The 17,022-nt window shown below is 46.0% G+C and carries 17 protein-coding genes; 15 read left to right on the forward strand and 2 right to left on the reverse strand.

What is annotated here, in order from left to right; genetic code table 11:
* Window positions 1-131 precede the first annotated feature (131 nt).
* The 9 genes from SEDOR53_RS0102555 to SEDOR53_RS0102595 all read left to right on the forward strand — a co-directional run bounded on the left by SEDOR53_RS0102555 (window position 132) and on the right by SEDOR53_RS0102595 (window position 12,144).
* Window positions 132-3,275, forward strand: a complete 3,144-nt coding sequence (locus SEDOR53_RS0102555) for an ATP-dependent DNA helicase (protein WP_037360426.1) — start codon at window positions 132-134, stop codon at window positions 3,273-3,275.
* Window positions 3,276-3,314: 39 nt separating this feature from the next.
* Window positions 3,315-4,730: an Ig-like domain-containing protein gene (locus tag SEDOR53_RS0102560; RefSeq protein ID WP_026768303.1), complete on the forward strand. Its 1,416-nt coding sequence runs from the start codon at window positions 3,315-3,317 to the stop codon at window positions 4,728-4,730.
* An 18-nt stretch (window positions 4,731-4,748) separates the two neighbouring features.
* Entirely contained in the window at window positions 4,749-5,363 is a 615-nt protein-coding gene (gene recR, locus SEDOR53_RS0102565; RefSeq protein ID WP_026768304.1) for a recombination mediator RecR, read from the forward strand.
* A 99-nt stretch (window positions 5,364-5,462) separates the two neighbouring features.
* The gene (locus tag SEDOR53_RS0102570) at window positions 5,463-5,879 is read left to right on the forward strand and encodes a hypothetical protein (RefSeq protein ID WP_157576678.1); all 417 of its coding nucleotides are present in this window, start codon (window positions 5,463-5,465) and stop codon (window positions 5,877-5,879) included.
* 7 nt (window positions 5,880-5,886) lie between these two features.
* Window positions 5,887-6,411 carry a YceI family protein gene (locus SEDOR53_RS0102575; protein WP_026768306.1) on the forward strand — a complete coding sequence of 175 codons (525 nt, stop codon included), beginning with the start codon at window positions 5,887-5,889 and terminating at the stop codon, window positions 6,409-6,411.
* Window positions 6,412-6,440: 29 nt separating this feature from the next.
* The gene (locus SEDOR53_RS0102580; protein ID WP_026768307.1) at window positions 6,441-7,361 is read left to right on the forward strand and encodes a DUF5777 family beta-barrel protein; all 921 of its coding nucleotides are present in this window, start codon (window positions 6,441-6,443) and stop codon (window positions 7,359-7,361) included.
* Between the two features lie 210 nt (window positions 7,362-7,571).
* Window positions 7,572-8,588, forward strand: a complete 1,017-nt coding sequence (locus SEDOR53_RS0102585) for a homocysteine S-methyltransferase family protein (protein WP_026768308.1) — start codon at window positions 7,572-7,574, stop codon at window positions 8,586-8,588.
* Between the two features lie 17 nt (window positions 8,589-8,605).
* The gene (gene metH, locus SEDOR53_RS0102590) at window positions 8,606-11,323 is read left to right on the forward strand and encodes a methionine synthase (protein WP_084220292.1); all 2,718 of its coding nucleotides are present in this window, start codon (window positions 8,606-8,608) and stop codon (window positions 11,321-11,323) included.
* 32 nt (window positions 11,324-11,355) lie between these two features.
* The gene (locus SEDOR53_RS0102595) at window positions 11,356-12,144 is read left to right on the forward strand and encodes a hypothetical protein (protein WP_026768310.1); all 789 of its coding nucleotides are present in this window, start codon (window positions 11,356-11,358) and stop codon (window positions 12,142-12,144) included.
* 2 nt (window positions 12,145-12,146) lie between these two features.
* Here the strand turns inward: SEDOR53_RS0102595 and SEDOR53_RS0102600 are convergent, their stop codons facing one another.
* Window positions 12,147-12,878 (reverse strand): TIGR00730 family Rossman fold protein, encoded by a 732-nt coding sequence (locus SEDOR53_RS0102600; protein WP_026768311.1) that lies wholly within the window; start codon window positions 12,876-12,878, stop codon window positions 12,147-12,149.
* A 100-nt stretch (window positions 12,879-12,978) separates the two neighbouring features.
* Between SEDOR53_RS0102600 and SEDOR53_RS0102605 the strand changes: the two genes are divergently transcribed.
* The 4 genes from SEDOR53_RS0102605 to SEDOR53_RS18755 all read left to right on the forward strand — a co-directional run bounded on the left by SEDOR53_RS0102605 (window position 12,979) and on the right by SEDOR53_RS18755 (window position 14,827).
* Complete coding sequence (locus tag SEDOR53_RS0102605; protein ID WP_026768312.1) at window positions 12,979-13,746, forward strand: exodeoxyribonuclease III; 768 nt, start codon at window positions 12,979-12,981, stop codon at window positions 13,744-13,746.
* A 2-nt stretch (window positions 13,747-13,748) separates the two neighbouring features.
* The gene (locus tag SEDOR53_RS0102610) at window positions 13,749-14,054 is read left to right on the forward strand and encodes a DUF4286 family protein (RefSeq protein WP_026768313.1); all 306 of its coding nucleotides are present in this window, start codon (window positions 13,749-13,751) and stop codon (window positions 14,052-14,054) included.
* A gap of 300 nt (window positions 14,055-14,354) precedes the next feature.
* Window positions 14,355-14,624: an HU family DNA-binding protein gene (locus SEDOR53_RS0102615; RefSeq protein ID WP_026768314.1), complete on the forward strand. Its 270-nt coding sequence runs from the start codon at window positions 14,355-14,357 to the stop codon at window positions 14,622-14,624.
* 89 nt (window positions 14,625-14,713) lie between these two features.
* Window positions 14,714-14,827 carry a 30S ribosomal protein THX gene (locus SEDOR53_RS18755; RefSeq protein ID WP_070415550.1) on the forward strand — a complete coding sequence of 38 codons (114 nt, stop codon included), beginning with the start codon at window positions 14,714-14,716 and terminating at the stop codon, window positions 14,825-14,827.
* Between the two features lie 52 nt (window positions 14,828-14,879).
* On the opposite strand, the gene SEDOR53_RS0102625 is transcribed toward SEDOR53_RS18755, so the two are convergent.
* The gene (locus SEDOR53_RS0102625; protein ID WP_198018779.1) at window positions 14,880-16,175 is read right to left on the reverse strand and encodes an aminotransferase class V-fold PLP-dependent enzyme; all 1,296 of its coding nucleotides are present in this window, start codon (window positions 16,173-16,175) and stop codon (window positions 14,880-14,882) included.
* Between the two features lie 184 nt (window positions 16,176-16,359).
* Here SEDOR53_RS0102625 and SEDOR53_RS0102630 point away from each other — a divergent pair, with 184 nt between their 5' ends.
* Together SEDOR53_RS0102630 and SEDOR53_RS0102635 are read left to right on the forward strand one after the other, a co-directional pair.
* Complete coding sequence (locus tag SEDOR53_RS0102630; protein ID WP_026768316.1) at window positions 16,360-16,677, forward strand: type II toxin-antitoxin system HigB family toxin; 318 nt, start codon at window positions 16,360-16,362, stop codon at window positions 16,675-16,677.
* Window positions 16,655-17,014 carry a type II toxin-antitoxin system HigA family antitoxin gene (locus SEDOR53_RS0102635; protein ID WP_026768317.1) on the forward strand — a complete coding sequence of 120 codons (360 nt, stop codon included), beginning with the start codon at window positions 16,655-16,657 and terminating at the stop codon, window positions 17,012-17,014. Before SEDOR53_RS0102630 ends, SEDOR53_RS0102635 begins: the two co-directional genes overlap by 23 nt.
* Window positions 17,015-17,022 lie beyond the last annotated feature (8 nt).

Genomic DNA, 17,022 nt, shown 5'->3' on the forward strand with positions numbered 1-17,022 from the left:
CAAGAATCAAAACTATTTTCAAAATCAGCACCTATACAGTTTTTACCAAAATATTAATCGACATTTAAGCAATAACAATTGTTCGTTTTACCTTTCGGGTCCGAATCCCTTCATCCAGTTATCTTTAACTCATGTCAGCACACCAGCACTTTACGAACCTGTTCACCGATATTTACGGCTCGCTCAACGAGCAGCAGAAAAAAGCCGTAGATACCATTGAAGGTCCTGTGATGGTGATTGCCGGTCCGGGTACAGGTAAAACACAGATACTGGCGGCCCGCATTGGAAAGATATTGATGGATACCGATGTTTTACCCGAAAATATCCTCTGTCTTACTTATACCGATGCCGGTGTGGTGGCCATGCGCAAAAGACTGGTTGGCTTCATGGGTCCCGATGCCTATAAAGTGAACATCTATACTTTTCACGCCTTCTGCAACGACATCATCCAGGAAAACCTCTCACTCTTCGAAAAAACAGCCCTGGACCCTATTTCAGCGCTTGAAAGCATCGAACTGTTCAAAACGCTGATCGACAACTTTCCCAAAAACCATCCTTTAAAACGCTACCGGGGCGATGTTTATTTTGAGGTCAGGAACCTGCAATCGCTCTTCAGCACCATGAAGCGCGAAGGATGGACACCAGGGTATATTTCGTCTCAAATCGACGCTTATCTCAACGACCTGCCCAACCGGCAGGATTATATCTACCAGCGCAATGGCAAAAATTATAAGGCCGGCGACCTGAAGACAGCCCGCATAGAGGAAGAAACTGAGAGGATGGAAAAGCTGCGCGCCGCTGTCAACGAATTCAATCGTTTCCAGGAGATGATGCTCAGGAAGAACCGTTACGATTTCGACGACATGATCAACTGGGTGATACGAGCTTTCAATGAAGAAAAGCATTTACTGGCCCGCTACCAGGAACAATACCAGTATATATTGGTTGATGAATACCAGGATACCAGCGGTACGCAGAACAGGCTGGTGGAACTGCTCATCAGTTATTGGGATAAACCCAATGTATTCGTGGTGGGCGATGATGACCAAAGCATCTATCGCTTCCAGGGAGCCAACGTGGAGAACATGCTCCATTTCGCCAACCAGTACCGCGAGCACCTGCGAACAGTAGTGCTGACCAACAATTACCGTTCAACCCAACCCATCCTTGATGCTTCCAAAACACTGATTGACCGGAACAGTGAAAGGCTGGTGAATAAAATAGAGGGGCTTTCCAAAACATTACTTGCTTCTAATGCTGCTATCGCCCAACTGGATCACCAGCCACAACTAAGGGTCTATGAAACGCAACAGGATGAAATGATCGACATCACCCTGCATGTTGGCCGTTTACTTGAACAAGGCATTCAACCTGGAGCCATCGGTATCATTTATAAAGAGAACAAATACGGCGAAGAACTGACGCAATACTTCAGGCAGCAAAACATTCCCGTGTACAGCAAACGCAGGCTGAACATATTGGAATTACCCCTGGCCAGGAAGATCATCTTATTGCTCAAATACCTGGCAGCAGAGCACGATATTCCTTATGGTGGTGATGAAATGTTGTTCGAGATCCTGCACTTCGACTGGTTCGGCATCGCACCGCTCGACATTGCCCGGTTGAGCATTGAAGTGGCTGAACGGAAGTTTGGAAAAGATAAGACTTCTATCAGGCAATTATTGCATGACAAAATTAACCAACCTCCGCAGGACCTGTTCAGTCAGCCTGTTCCAGCAGCATTGAAAAACGCCGGGCTCATGCTTGAATCACTGATTGCTGATGTGCCCAATATCACCCTGCAAAACCTTTTTGAAAACTGTATCCGCAAAGCAGGGGTATTGAACTTCATCATGCAGCAGCCCGATAAACACTGGCACCTGCAGGTACTCACCGGCCTCTTCAATTTTATAAAAGAAGAGACTCGCCGCAACCCCTTGCTTTCCCTGGAAACACTGGTGAACAATATAGCACTGATGGAGAAAGAAGTCATCAGCCTTCCGTTGGTACAGGTAAGCGGCACCGACAAGGGCGTTAACCTCATGACTGCGCATGGTTCAAAGGGATTGGAATTTGAGCATGTATTCTTTGCAGGTTGCAATGCCAGTAACTGGGAAAAGAAACGCAAGCCGGGCGGTGGATACAGTTTCCCGGATACACTCTTTATTTCTCAACCTGCGCATAAGGAAGAGGAAGAATTGCGCCGCCTGTTTTATGTGGCCCTTACACGTGCCGAAGAGCACCTCGTTATTTCTTATGCCCGGTTCAAAGACGATGGCAAAGAGCTGGAGCCTTCCATGTTCATTGCCGAGATACAGGAAAAACATGCATTGCCTGCAATGACGGTATTGGTTGATGAGGAAACCCGCAGCAGATTTGCCGCACTGGCTTTCCAAACCGCTTCGGCTCCGGAGATCGACCCCATGGAAGCCGATGTGGTTACACACCTGCTCGACCGATTCGTGATGAATGTGACTGCATTGAACAATTATTTGAAATGCCCATTGCAATTCTATTTCAATAACCTGGTTCGCGTTCCCTCGGGTAAATCGGAAGCCACAGAATTCGGTTCCGCCGTTCACGATGCCTTGCACAAGCTCTTCAGCAAAATGAAGGATACCAATACTTTCCCGCCGAAAAGCAGTTTCATTGAGGACTTTGAAAAATACATGCACCGGCATCGCGAGAGTTTTACCAAAGAGCAGTTTGCAAGAAGGAAGGAATATGGGCAGGAAGTGTTGTCCAATTATTACGATCACTATGTTGATACATGGAACAAGATCGTAGTAGTGGAAACCAGCATCCGGAATGTGGTAGTGAAAAATGTTCCGCTCAAGGGCAAGATAGACAAACTGGAATTCGACGGTAAAAATGTAAATGTGGTGGATTACAAAACCGGTGATATTGAAAATGCAAGAGATAAGTTGAAGCCGCCGCATGATAAAAATCCCAACGGGGGCGATTACTGGCGGCAGGCAGTATTCTACAAAATACTGATAGATAACATGGAGCAGAAGAACTGGAACGTGGTGAGCGCCGAATTCGATTTTGTAGAGCCCGACAAAAAGAAGCAGTACCGCAAAGAAAAGATTGTTATCAAGCCGGAAGATATTACCACCGTTACCCAGCAGATCAGCTCTGTATGGCAGAAGATACAGGATCGCGCGTTCTATACCGGTTGCGGCAAGGCCGATTGTCACTGGTGTAATTTTGTTAAAACCAACAGCCTGGCCATATCACTCCACAATCTTAACGAAGAAGAAGACAACGATTAACCTCAAACAATATAAGTTTGCAACTGATCAATGATCCAGATGAAGCATACGGTATCCTTTTTTATTGCAATCCTGTCGGTCTCCATCGCCACACTGGCGCTGCATTCCTGTGCCAATATCATTCCGCCGGGCGGAGGACCCAAGGACAGTCTCCCTCCCCGGCTGGCCCTGGCATCGCCCCGGGACTCATCCCTCAATATTCCGCTGACCACTAAAAACATCGTACTCACTTTCGATGAGTTCGTGCAGTTGCAGAACATACAGGAAAACCTCATCGTTTCTCCCACGCTTAAAAATATTCCAACAGTAGATGCACACCTGCGCAATGTAACGGTGCGGCTCAGGGACACACTGGAAGCCAACACAACATACACGCTCAATTTTGGCGATGCCGTTAAAGATGTGAATGAAGGCAATGTGGCAAAAGGTTTCAGCTATGTTTTCTCTACAGGAAAAAGCATCGACCATTTTACTTATAGAGGTAAAGTCTTTTTAGCAGAAACAGGTAAGGCAGACAGCACATTGATCGTTGTACTGCACAACAACCTGTCAGACACAGCCATTTCGAAAGATCGTCCGCGTTATTATGCACGCATCAACGGCAAGGGAGATTTTGTATTCCGCAACCTTCCCGCGGCTACTTTCAACGCCTATGTAGTGCCCAATGATTATACCAAGCGATATGATGACAGCACCAAGTTGTTTGCTTTCCTGGATTCGTCTGTAACGGTGGCCGCCAATACCAGGATTGATACTTTTTATGCTTTTCAACAGGTAAAAAAGAAAGAAAAAATTACGACCGTTCCTAAAAACACTGCTGCACCCAACAAACCCAAGGAAGATAATAAGCTCAAATTGTTTGCCGGTTCATTGGAAGGTGGCAGTCAGGACCTGTTGAGCGATCTCCAATTGAATACCAACCATAAGCTGGCAACGATCGACAGTACGAAGATCCTTTTATGCGATACCAATTACCAGGTGGTAAAAGGATATACCCTTTCGCTCGATACCAGTAAGACCAGGATCCATCTCCGGTACGATTGGAAAGAGAACATCCCGTTCAGGCTGGTCATTGCCAAAGATGCTATGACCGATACGGCCGGGAATATGCGGGCCAAAGCAGATACCATCCGCTTTTATACAGAAAAAGAATCCAGCTATGGCAGCCTTTTTCTTCAATTCAAAAACCTCAACCTGCAGCAGAATCCGGTATTGCAGTTTGTACAGAACGACCACATCGTGGAATCGGTAGCGCTGACCTCGCCGGAATTCAAACGCAAGCTTTTCAAGCCCGGCAATTACGAGTTGCGTGTATTGTACGATACCAACCAGAACGGTGTATGGGATACCGGAAGATTCCCGGACAACCGCAAGCAGCCGGAACGCGTGCAGTCCATTCCAACCCAATTGAACATCAGGGGCAACTGGGACAACCAGGTATCGGTGAATCTCTGATGATGTATCTTTGCAGCTATGCAGCTTCCTTCCGCTTTATTAGAGAATGCAGTGGCGCAGTTTGCCAAATTGCCGGGCATCGGCAAAAAAACAGCGCTGCGGCTGGTCCTGCACCTGCTCAAACAGGAAGTGAACGAAGTACAACATTTTGGAGAGACCATCGCCCGCATGCGGCGCGATATTAAATTCTGCCAGCGTTGCTTCAACATCAGCGATGGCGATATCTGTGCCATCTGTTCCAATTCCATGCGCAACCAGCACATGATCTGCGTGGTGGAGAACATCCGCGACGTTATTGCCATTGAAAGCACCCAACAATTCAACGGCGCCTATCATGTACTGGGGGGCGTTATTTCGCCACTCGACGGTGTTGGTCCCGACCAGTTGAACATCAGCGCCCTTATACACCGTATTGAAAAAGAAGAAACGGAAGAGCTGGTGTTCGCGTTAAGTCCGAATATACAGGGCGATACCACCATTTATTATATCCAGAAAAAAATAACCCACCTCCGCTGCCGCGTTACCACCATTGCCCGTGGCATTGCTTTTGGCGGCGAACTGGAATATGCCGATGAGATGACATTGGCGCGCAGCATCGCCAACAGGCTGCCTGTACAGCAATATGTAAAGTAAAATAGCGCAGCAAGCAACCTTTCCTTACCCATTACCGTAATAGTATATAATTAATGCATAACATTGAATAATTTGCATATCAACCGCAAATTCAATTTTATGAAAAGATGGATACGGATCATTTTAGTAATTGCTGTGGCATGCGCTGTAACCGGCGGCATCATTGCCTATCGCATTTTCAACAAACCCCACAGGGATGTTACACAGGAAACAGGCGTAGCGCTTACCGCACAGCAGCTTTATGACGCTTTCAAGACCAACGAGCAGGCAGCCAATCAAAAGTACCTCGACAAAGCCATCCAGCTTACCGGAGAGATTGTTGATATCAGCAAAAACCAGGAAGGCAATATTGTCGTAAATTTTAAGACCAATGACCCGCTTGTTATGATCAATTGTACTTTCAAAACCAACCCCGGCGAGTTAAAACCGGGACAGAACATCACTTTCAAAGGCATCTGCACAGGGTATATCCCCGATGCCAACGTAGTTATCAATGAAGGCGTTTTAGCAAAATAAACAACCTATGAAGCAAATCATTACCATCCTCCTCCTTGCATTGGCAATGACCGGCGATCTGCATGCACAAAAAATATTCGGCACACGGAATGGAAAGATCGGCTTTATTTCGCCTACCGACGACGATGTGAAAGCCGTGAACAACGAAGTCTCCAGCAGGATGTCTGACAATGGACAGATGACTTTCAGCCTGCTCATCAAAGGGTTTCGTTTTAAATACGCAGAAATGCAGGACCATTTCAATGACCAGTACCTGGAAAGCACCAAATTCCCAAGGGCCGATTTCAAAGGCATGATCACCAACCTGGGCGATATCAACTTCTCGAAAGATGGTACTTATAAAGCCATTGTAAAGGGCGATCTGCTCATGCACGGCGTTACCAAAAATGTTCTGGTGAATGGTGTGATTGAAGTCAAAGGAGGTAAACCTTCGGTCAAAGCCTCTTTTGTGATTGTGATGAAAGACTTTAAAATAGATGCGGCCAATGTAACCGACAAGGTAACAGTCGAAATCAATTGCCAGTACCAATAAACATCATTGTGATATAATAAACCATCTGTATGTACCGCTCCTATAAGAAACTCGTTGTACTGATCACTTGCTGCTTGACTGCCTCATTGTTGCAGGCGCAACAGGTAGATCTTTTTAAAATGCAGGACAGCGCCAATAAAGCAACCGACAAAACCATTACTGCCGGACCTGTGATCAATACTTTTTATTCCACACGACTGGTAAATGCACATACGACAGAAATCACGGGCCCTGGCAGTATGGACTTTCGCATCAATCACCGTTTTTCACCGGTGAACCAGGGTTTGTATGAATTATTCGGTCTCGACGGCGCCTCGTTTCGTTTTGGGTTCGACTTTGGTATTGCCAAAGACCTGATGATCGGTGTGGGCCGTACTACATATAACAAAGAATACGACGGGTTTATCAAATACCGTCTCATGCACCAGAGCAACGGAGCAGGGGCCATGCCTTTATCCATTGCAGTACTCGGGTCGGCCATGTACAAGACCATTGATTTGGATACCAGTCTGAAAGCGACCACCACTGACCGGCTCACTTATGTGCTACAGCTGATGGTCGCCCGCAAATTCAATGAGCATACCTCTGTTCAAATATCGCCTACCATCACACATTACAACCGGATCATCGGCTTCACCGGCGGATCTTCCGATATGCTTTCCATAGGTTTTCTCGCCCGGCAGAAAGTGAGTAAACGCATCAGTATCAATGCTGAATATTTCTGGCAGGCGAATCGCTTCAACGGCACATACGACCCGCTTTCCATTGGTGTGGATATTCAAACGGGCGGGCATGTTTTCCAGCTTCATTTTACCAATTCCATTGGTATGAACGAACATGCGTTCATCCACGAAACCACTGGTTCATGGGGCAATGGGGCCGTTCGCTGGGGCTTTAATATATCCCGTATCTTCAATATCAGCTCGAAGAACAAGAAAGGGAATTGGTAATCCATTCCCTTTTTCCTTACCTTTGCACTGCCTCAGGCGGATTTGTTTATTGTTCAGCCTGGCGTTCCGCACCATTGCGGAATCAATTGAACTAATAAACGTATTGAAGAGCTCCTCATTTTTTCTCTCACAAGCGTTTATTGGTTCCATAATTTAACCGGTTGCTCATGTTCTGTTACAACGGAACGGCAGCAGCCCAAAGTGTGCATTATGGATATCAGAAAAGAGCTGGAAAAAAGGATACTGGTGATCGACGGCGCTATGGGCACCATGATCCAACGACACAAACTTACAGAAGCCGATTACCGCGGTGAGCGTTTCAAAGACTGGCAATGCGATGTAAAGGGCAATAACGACCTGCTGTGTATTACACAGCCACAGATCATCAAAGGCATTCATAAGCAATACCTTGCTGCCGGCGCCGACATTATTGAAACCAATACCTTCAGCAGCACTTTCATTGCCATGGCCGATTATGAAATGCAATCGCTGGCTTATGAGTTGAACGTAGCCGCTGCGCGCTGCGCCAGGGAAGCTATTGATGAATTCACCGCAGAAAATCCGGGCACTGCACAACGATATGTGGCAGGTGCTATCGGTCCGCTCAATAAAACCCTCAGCCTCTCTCCCGATGTAAACAATCCCGGCTACCGCGCCGTAACATTCGATGAAGTGGCCGATGCTTATTATGAGCAGATACGCGGACTGGTGGATGGCGGCGTTGATATCTTATTGATTGAAACCATCTTCGACACCCTCAATGCCAAAGGCGCCATCTATGCGGCGAAAAAATATTTCAGAACAAGCGGCAAACCGGAATTGCCCATTATGATCAGCGGTACCATTACCGATGCTTCGGGGCGTACGTTGAGCGGACAAACACTGGAAGCCTTTTATACTTCCATCATGCATGCCAACCCCTTGAGCGTGGGATTGAACTGTGCATTAGGTGCCGCCGAAATGAGACCGCATATTGAAGAACTGAGCCAGATAGCCGCTTGTTATACTTCGGCATATCCCAATGCAGGTCTGCCGAATGCCATGGGTGAATACGATGAAGCACCCCATGAAACGGCACATTTTATAGAAGAATGGGCCAAAGAAGGATTCGTGAACATCGTAGGCGGTTGCTGCGGTACCACGCCCGATCACATCAAACACATTGCCGACAACGTTAAAAAGATTGCGCCGAGAGCAATACCGGTTATCGAGACCGAGTTGGTTTAATCATCAAGTCAAGTATCATGAGTGGAGACATCATCATCAAACCTTATTTGCGCCTTTCCGGACTGGAGCCATTGGTTATACGGCCTGAAACGAATTTTGTCAATGTAGGCGAACGTACCAATGTAACCGGTTCCAAAAAATTCGCGCGGCTCATCAGGGAAGGTAAATACGAAGAAGCACTGTCCGTAGCGCGGCAACAAGTGGAGAGCGGAGCACAGGTACTGGATGTGAACATGGACGATGCACTGCTGGAAGGCGTAACAGCCATGACCACTTTTCTCAACCTGGTCCAGAGCGAACCCGATATTGCCAAGATTCCCATTATGATCGACAGCTCGAAGTTCGAGATCATTGAAGCGGGATTGAAATGCGTACAGGGTAAATGTATTGTGAACTCCATCTCCATGAAAGAAGGAGAAGAGAAATTCATTGAGCAGGCCATCATTTGCAAATCTTTTGGCGCTGCGGTAATTGTGATGGCATTTGATGAAATAGGACAAGCCGATACCAAAGAAAGAAAAGTCACCATCTGCCACAGGGCTTATAAAATATTGACTGAGCGTGTTGGTTTTGCACCTCAGGAGATCATCTTCGATCCCAACATCTTCGCTATTGCTACCGGTATTGAAGAGCACAACAATTATGCAGTTGATTTTATTGAAGCGACACGCGAGATCAAGCAACTGATGCCGCTGACCAAAGTGAGTGGAGGTGTTTCCAACGTTTCTTTCTCTTTCCGCGGTAACGACCATGTGCGGGAAGCCATTCACTCGGTATTCCTGCTCCATGCCATCAAAGCCGGTATGGACATGGGTATTGTGAACGCAGGTCAGTTAGTGGTATACGATGAAATAGAACCCCACCTGCGCGAATTGTGTGAAGACGTGATCCTAAACCGCAACAACGATAACAACGAGGCAACCGAAAAACTCATTGCCCATGCCGAAACAGTGAAGGCCAAAGGCAAGGTGGAAGTGAAAGACGAAGCATGGCGGAATGAGCCCATCGAGAAAAGGCTGGCCCATGCACTGGTGAACGGCATTACCGATTATATAGATGCAGATACGGAAGAAGCCAGACAAAAATATCCCAAGCCATTGGATGTGATCGAAGGCCCGTTGATGGATGGTATGAACATCGTAGGTGACCTGTTTGGCGCCGGCAAGATGTTCTTGCCACAGGTGGTGAAGAGCGCAAGGGTGATGAAAAAAAGCGTGGCCATCCTTACACCATATATAGAAGCCGAAAAAGAAGAAAAGAAAAAAGCACAGCTAATTAGTGGTGAGGCAGATACATCATCTGCCGGTGCTGCCAAGATATTATTGGCTACTGTAAAAGGCGATGTGCACGATATCGGGAAAAACATCGTAGGCGTGGTATTGGGATGTAACGGCTATGACATAGTTGATCTGGGTGTGATGGTGCCGGCTGACAAGATACTGGAGACGGCGATCAAAGAGAAGGCAGATATTATTGGGTTAAGCGGATTGATCACGCCTTCACTCGATGAAATGGTGCATATAGCCAAGGAAATGAAGCGTCGCAATATGCAGCAGCCGCTGCTCATCGGAGGCGCTACCACTTCACGCATACATACTTCGGTTAAGATTGCACCGGAATATAATAATGGCGTTGTGCACGTGCTTGATGCTTCACGAAGTGTTACTGTAGCAGGTTCTTTGTTGAATAAGGAACAGAAAGAAGCCTTCCTGAAAAATACCGCTGAAGAATACGCCCGGTTGAAACACAATTTCGACAACAAAAAGCCGGTGAAGCAATACCTTCCTTACGAAGACGTATTACAGAACAAAACAAAGATCAACTGGGATGATTTTCAGGCAACCGACCCGCAATTCCTGGGCACTAAAGTATTCAGCGATGTAGACCTCTCCGAGATCAGACCTTATATTGACTGGAAGCCTTTCTTCATTGCCTGGGAAATGCACGGCAATTTTCCCGACATTCTCAGCGATGAACTGGTTGGAAAAGAAGCCACCAAATTGTACAACGATGCCAATGCACTGATTGATAAGATCATTGCGGAAAAATGGCTCACAGCTAAAGGCACCATCGGCTTTTGGGAAGCGGGCAGCGAGAACGACGATGTGGTGGTAAAGAACGGAACAGCAGATACCCGTTTATCCTTCCTTCGACAGCAGGTAAAAAAAGCGCCCGGACAACCCAACCTGTCGCTGGCCGATTTTGTGGCGCCTGTTTCCAGTGGTAAAAAAGATTTCATCGGGGCTTTCGCCGTTACCATACACGGCATTGAACCGCATATCAAAAGATTCGAGCAAAACTTCGACGATTACAACAAGATCATGTTGCAGGCCCTGGCCGATCGTTTTGCAGAAGGTTTTGCCGAATACCTGCACCTGAAAACAAGAAAAACATATTGGGGTTACGATCAGGCCGAACAGCTGAGCAACGAAGAACTCATCAAGGAACAATACACTGGTATTCGTCCTGCACCTGGTTATCCTGCCTGTCCGGATCATACCGAAAAACACAAACTCTTTCACTTACTCAAAGCCACCGATACAGTGGGCATTGAGTTAACGGAAAGCCTGGCCATGTACCCCGCTGCTTCCGTCTGCGGCTGGTATTTCTCTAATCCAAGCAGTCAATATTTCGGTGTGGGTAAGATCCTGCGCGATCAATTGGAAGATTATGCCCGTAGAAAGAACATGCCCCTGGCAGAAGCAGAAAGATGGTTGAGCCCGGTTTTGGATTAGCCCTTACCTTTGCGCCGAACAACCGATTCAGTATGAAATGTGTAAGTAAAGCGCTGTTGGTATTGGCTATGGCATTGCCCGTTTTAACGCAGGCGCAAACAAAGAAGAAAGAAAAAAAAGGTGAGTTTTATTTTTCCTGGGGTTATAACAAAGAATGGTACACGCATTCAGACGTTACGGTAAGTCAGCCTGAGCTGCAGACTAAGTATACAATGAAAAGTGTGCACTCGCACGATCATATCGGATGGGATGAAGGTATTTTCAGCATTCCCATCAGCATACCACAATACAATTATCGAATAGGATATTTTTTTAACCGAAAAAAAGGATGGGCTTTCGAAATCAATTTCGATCATACCAAACATATCATACAAGACGGACAGCAAATTGAAGTGAAAGGCATGCTGAATGGAAGGCCGGTTGATTCCACCATCAATTTCTCCAAAACCAATGGCTTTTATTATTACCTGAACAATGGCGCCAATTTCCTGTTGTTCAACATCGTGAAAAGATGGAACTGGTGGGAAGCAAAAAACAGCTGGTTCAAATTGGATGCACTTGCAAAAGCGGGTGCAGGTCCTGTTATCCCGCACGTAGAGAACAGCCTGTTCGGTCAGCACAACGATGCCGGTTTCCAATTGGGCGGATGGAACATGGGTTTCGAAGGCGCTTTACGCGGCACTTTCTGCAAGCATGTTTATCTTGAGTTTGCCAATAAGCTGGATTATGCCAGCTATTCTGGATTGAAAGTGTACAAAGGAACTGCGTCGCAGGCTTTTGGAACTTATGAGCTTATCCTAAACCTGGGATTTACTTTTTAATATCATCTTTTCTCAAACAGCCACCATAATCTTCTACGTGGTTTAACCTTGAAGTTTTTGCGCACATACGTCGCGATGTGGTGCATGGCTTCATCCATATCATCGGTAAGGAACAACAATGTTTTGTCAACCGGTGCGATGGTTCCGGCGGCTTCCATGGAGTCGATGGCTTTCATCAATGGTTCGTAATAAGTTTTACCATAGAGTACGATGGGAAAATCGTAGATTACTTTTGTCTGCGCCAACGTAATGGTCTCGAAGAATTCATCCATCGTGCCAAAGCCTCCCGGCATAATGATGAATGCGTAAGAATATTTTACCAGCATCACTTTACGGGCGAAAAAATAATCGAAAGTGATCCATTTGTGCATATACGGATTGGTATGCTGTTCACGCGGCAGTTTGATATTACATCCTACCGAAGTACCACCGTTTTCAAAAGCGCCGCGGTTGGCTGCTTCCATAATGCCCGGTCCGCCGCCTGTCATGGTGGTAAAACCGGCAGCAGCAATGCGCCTGCCGAACCCCCTGGCCACGTGGTAGTAGGGATGATCTTCTCCAAACCTGGCAGAGCCGAACACCGTAACACAGGGCCCAAGGAAATGCATGGTCCTGAACCCTTTGATGAACTGCCAGAATACATCCCAGGCAAAACCCAGTTCACTGATCCTGGGGCGGGGTCCTTCGAGATAAATGGATTGTTTTGCAGGAATGACCCTGTCTGTCTTTTTCATATACACATCTTGAATACAAAGAAGGGTCAAATTAGTAAAAAAATAGCATGCGGTGAATGTGGTTTTTGATGCATCTTTATATTCGCTTAAACCCATCAACATGCGCATCATTTCATACAATGTCAATGGCATCAGGGCTGCTATCAAAAAAGGATTTCTCGACTGGTTGCAGACAAATCCGGCAGATATTATTTGTTTGCAGGAAACCAAAGCACAAAAAGAAGACATTGATATTGCATCCATAGAATCGCTTGGCTACCAGACACACTGGTTTTCGGCACAGAAAAAAGGATACAGCGGGGTGGCCATCTTTACCAAAATCAAACCCGACCAGGTTATATCGGGAAATAAAATTGAACAAAGTGATTTTGAAGGAAGGGTGATTCGAGCCGATTTCGGAGATATCACGCTCATCAATGCTTATTTCCCTTCGGGCACCAGCGGCGATGAACGGCAAACTTATAAATACCAATGGCTGGATGAATTCTTTGATTATGTTCAGGACCTGCGTAAAAAAAGACCCAAGTTGATTGTTACGGGTGATTATAATATTGCACATACCGAAGTAGACATCCACGATCCCAAGGGAAATAAAAACTCATCCGGCTTCCTGCCCGAAGAGCGGGCCTGGATGGATAAATTTCTTGGGAAACAATGGATCGATACTTTCCGCCTCTTGCATCCCGATACCAAAGGCGCTTATTCCTGGTGGAGCCAACGTTTCCCTTCTGTAAGATTGCAAAACAAAGGATGGCGGATCGACTATATCTGTATCAGTGAAGCATTAAAGCCCCAGTTGAAAGCCGCTGCTATTTACCCAGATGTAAAACACAGCGATCATTGTCCCATCTACGCAGAAATTAAATGAGCATGTTCATCTACAACGTCACCACGAAAGTCTCCCCGCATATCCACGAAGACTGGGTACGCTGGATGAAAGAAGAGCACATACCGGCTGTTATGAAAAGCGGTTGCTTTACGGAGTACCGTTTTGTAAAACTGTTGGAAACCGACGAATCAGAGGGGCCTACTTATGCCACGCAATATTTCGCAGCTACCAGGGATGATTATGAGCGGTACATTGCACAGCATGCAACTGCATTGCGGCAGGATGCCCTGGATCGATGGGGCAATCATTTCGTTGGTTTTCGCACACTCATGCAGATTGTGAATTGAGTGTGGATAGTTTTTACAGGCGATGTTGGCATATCCAAATCTTCGTTATATTTCTCTGAAACCCGCACGGGAACTGAATTCCAGCCATCTAACCGTTAAAACCCTTTGCTGACAGGCATTCTAGCCGGAAGGCATTTACGGAATTATTTCCAACTATTTGAATAAAATCGGCTGAAATCCTTTACGGCAGGGTGTTTGCAGGTTCCAAAAAAGAGGATAAAAAAGCAATGAAATATTTTGCTGAACGACAAAAGCCAATAAATTTGTTTTATAGAATTAAAACAATCTAAAAACACATCTATGAACAAAGCTGAATTGATCGCCCAGATTGCTGAAGATGCTGGCGTTACTAAAACCCAGGCAAATGCTGCCCTGGATTCTTTTGTTGACACAGTAACCAAAGCGCTGAAGAAAGGCGACAAAGTTACCCTGGTTGGTTTTGGCACTTTCTCTGTATCTAAGCGTGCTGCTCGTACAGGTCGTAACCCTCAGACTGGCGAAACTATCAAGATCAAGGCTAAAAAAGTTGCCCGCTTCAAAGCTGGTAAAGAATTAAGCGCTAAGATCTAACTGAAAGCTCTTCAAAAGAATTGAACCCCGCATTAGCGGGGTTTTTCTATTTTTGCAACTCATTTATTTTCAAAACCAAAAACAATACCATGGGTAGAGGTGATAAAAAGACCGCAAAAGGTAAAAGATTTCAGGGCTCTTTTGGAAAAACGCGTCCTGCCAAGCCGAATAAGAGTAAGAAGCCTGCTGTAAAAGCTTCTTAATCCACTCCGTCGTCATCCCGAGCGTTGCTCGGGATGACGATATAATGGTACGTCAACGATTCTTCGTTGCTATCGTTTCTATTGCCTGAACCAATCTGTCCAGGTCATCTATCCTCGTATATACATGCGGCGTAACGCGCACGCAACTGATGTTTTCCCACACAATACCAACGGTATGTATTTTATAGCGGTTGAATAAAGCGCTGTCGAGCTCTGCCGGTGTCATACCCTCAATGCTTACGCCCGTTATAGCGCAGGAATATTCTGGTTTCAAAGATGTATGCAGTTTTACACGCGGAATGGATTTTACCTTTTCAGCCCAATAATTTTTCAGATAGCGAATGCGTTCTTCTTTCCGTTTGCTCCCGATGGCTGTATGAAAATTGATCGCTTCGCCTATTCCCTGCTCTATCGGAAAGCTGCGCGTGCCAAGGGTTTCAAATTTGCGAATGTCGTCGCTGTGCGGTTTATCGTTACAGAGTAGCGGCCATATCTTGCCAATTTTGTCCTGTTTGATCCATAACATGCCACTGCCAATGGGTGCACTTAAGAATTTGTGCAGACTGGTCCCGAAATAATCGCATTCCAGATCCGGGATCTTGAAATCAAGCAGTCCGAATGAATGTGCACCATCCACAATTACTTCCAGGTTGTGCCGGTGCGCCATCTGGCAAATCTTTTTCACGGGCATGATCTGCCCCACCCAATTGATGATATGGGTAACATGCAATATCCGGGTTTTAGGTGTGATGGCTTTTTCATAAGCGTTTACAATCGCCTCATCATCTTCTATGGGAAAATCAAAACTGATCTGCGTATACTGTAATCCGTCGCGCATGGCACGCTGCTTCCAGGCCTGTATCATGTTCGGATAATCCTGTTTGGTACCGATCACTTCATCGCCCGCTTTGAGTTCCAGTCCATAGATGACTGTATTAAGCGATTCGGTGGCATTCCTGTTCACCGCTATTTCTTCGGGCAGGCAACCGGCCAGTGTTGCCAGCTTTTGGCGCAGCGGCTCCCTTCCCTGGTCCAGTATCCGCCACATATAATAAGAGGGGCCTTCATTGGACAATCGGTTGAAGCGTTCCACCGCTTCCTGTACCACACGCGGAGCGGGACTCACCCCCCCATTATTGAGATTCACCAGGTTGGGATTTACAGTGAAAGATTGTTGTATCACTGACCAGTAGTCTTCATCAGTTGCCACAGTCTCCGGACTAAGACCTGCTACCTTTTGTGCAGCCTGCTTCCATTCTGCCGCATGCAACTGGTTAAAAAGGCTATTGGCAGAGAATGCCCCCGCCATCAGGCCAAGCTGCCCGATGAATTTCCTGCGCTGGTTCATACCCATGAAGTTTAGTGAGAAAGTTAATGATAATTTGTTGTTTTAACCTTTCCGCCTGTAAAACAGGTATGAATACTCAATTTGACTACGCCGCCTACTTGTAGTTTTATCAATCGATCCACAAAATCATTCACGCGAAATGTTACCGATTTGGTAACATTTCATATATTTGCTTCAACTGGTTATGAGAGTTATTGCCGTTAAAACACTCAAAGCTTTTTATTCAAAGTTTCCTGATGCCAAGCAGGGATTATTATCATGGTATGAGGAAGCAGAGCTAGCCAACTGGGATCATCCCAATGAATTAAAAGCAGTGTATTGCAATGCATCTATTCTGAATAAAAAAAGAGTGATATTCAATATTTGTGGCAATAAGTACCGTTTGATTGTTGATGTAGAATATCGTTTAAAGATCGTATTCATTGTGTGGGTGGGTACGCATAAACAATATGATAAAATTGATGCCCAAAAAATCGATTATGCTAAAACCAATAAAAAATGAAAGACAATATGAAGATGCGCTGGCTCGTACTTACGCACTATTGCAAAAAGAATTGAAAGCCAATTCAAAAGAGTCAGACGAATTAGAGATATTGTCTATCCTGATCAAATCGTATGAGAATGAACATCATGCGATGCCTACGCCCAACCCATTGGAAGCCATCAAATTCAGGCTCGAGCAATTGGGCATGTCAGAAGCTCAATTATCTGAAGTATTGGGCTACCGCTCCCGGAAATCAGAAATCCTGTCCGGCAAAAGAAAACTCAGTTTGGCTATGATACGGAAGCTGAACGAGGCACTTCATATTCCCGCCGAAGTGTTAATACAGGCTTATTAAACGCCCAT

Source organism: Asinibacterium sp. OR53, assembly GCF_000515315.1.
Lineage (GTDB): Bacteria > Bacteroidota > Bacteroidia > Chitinophagales > Chitinophagaceae > Sediminibacterium.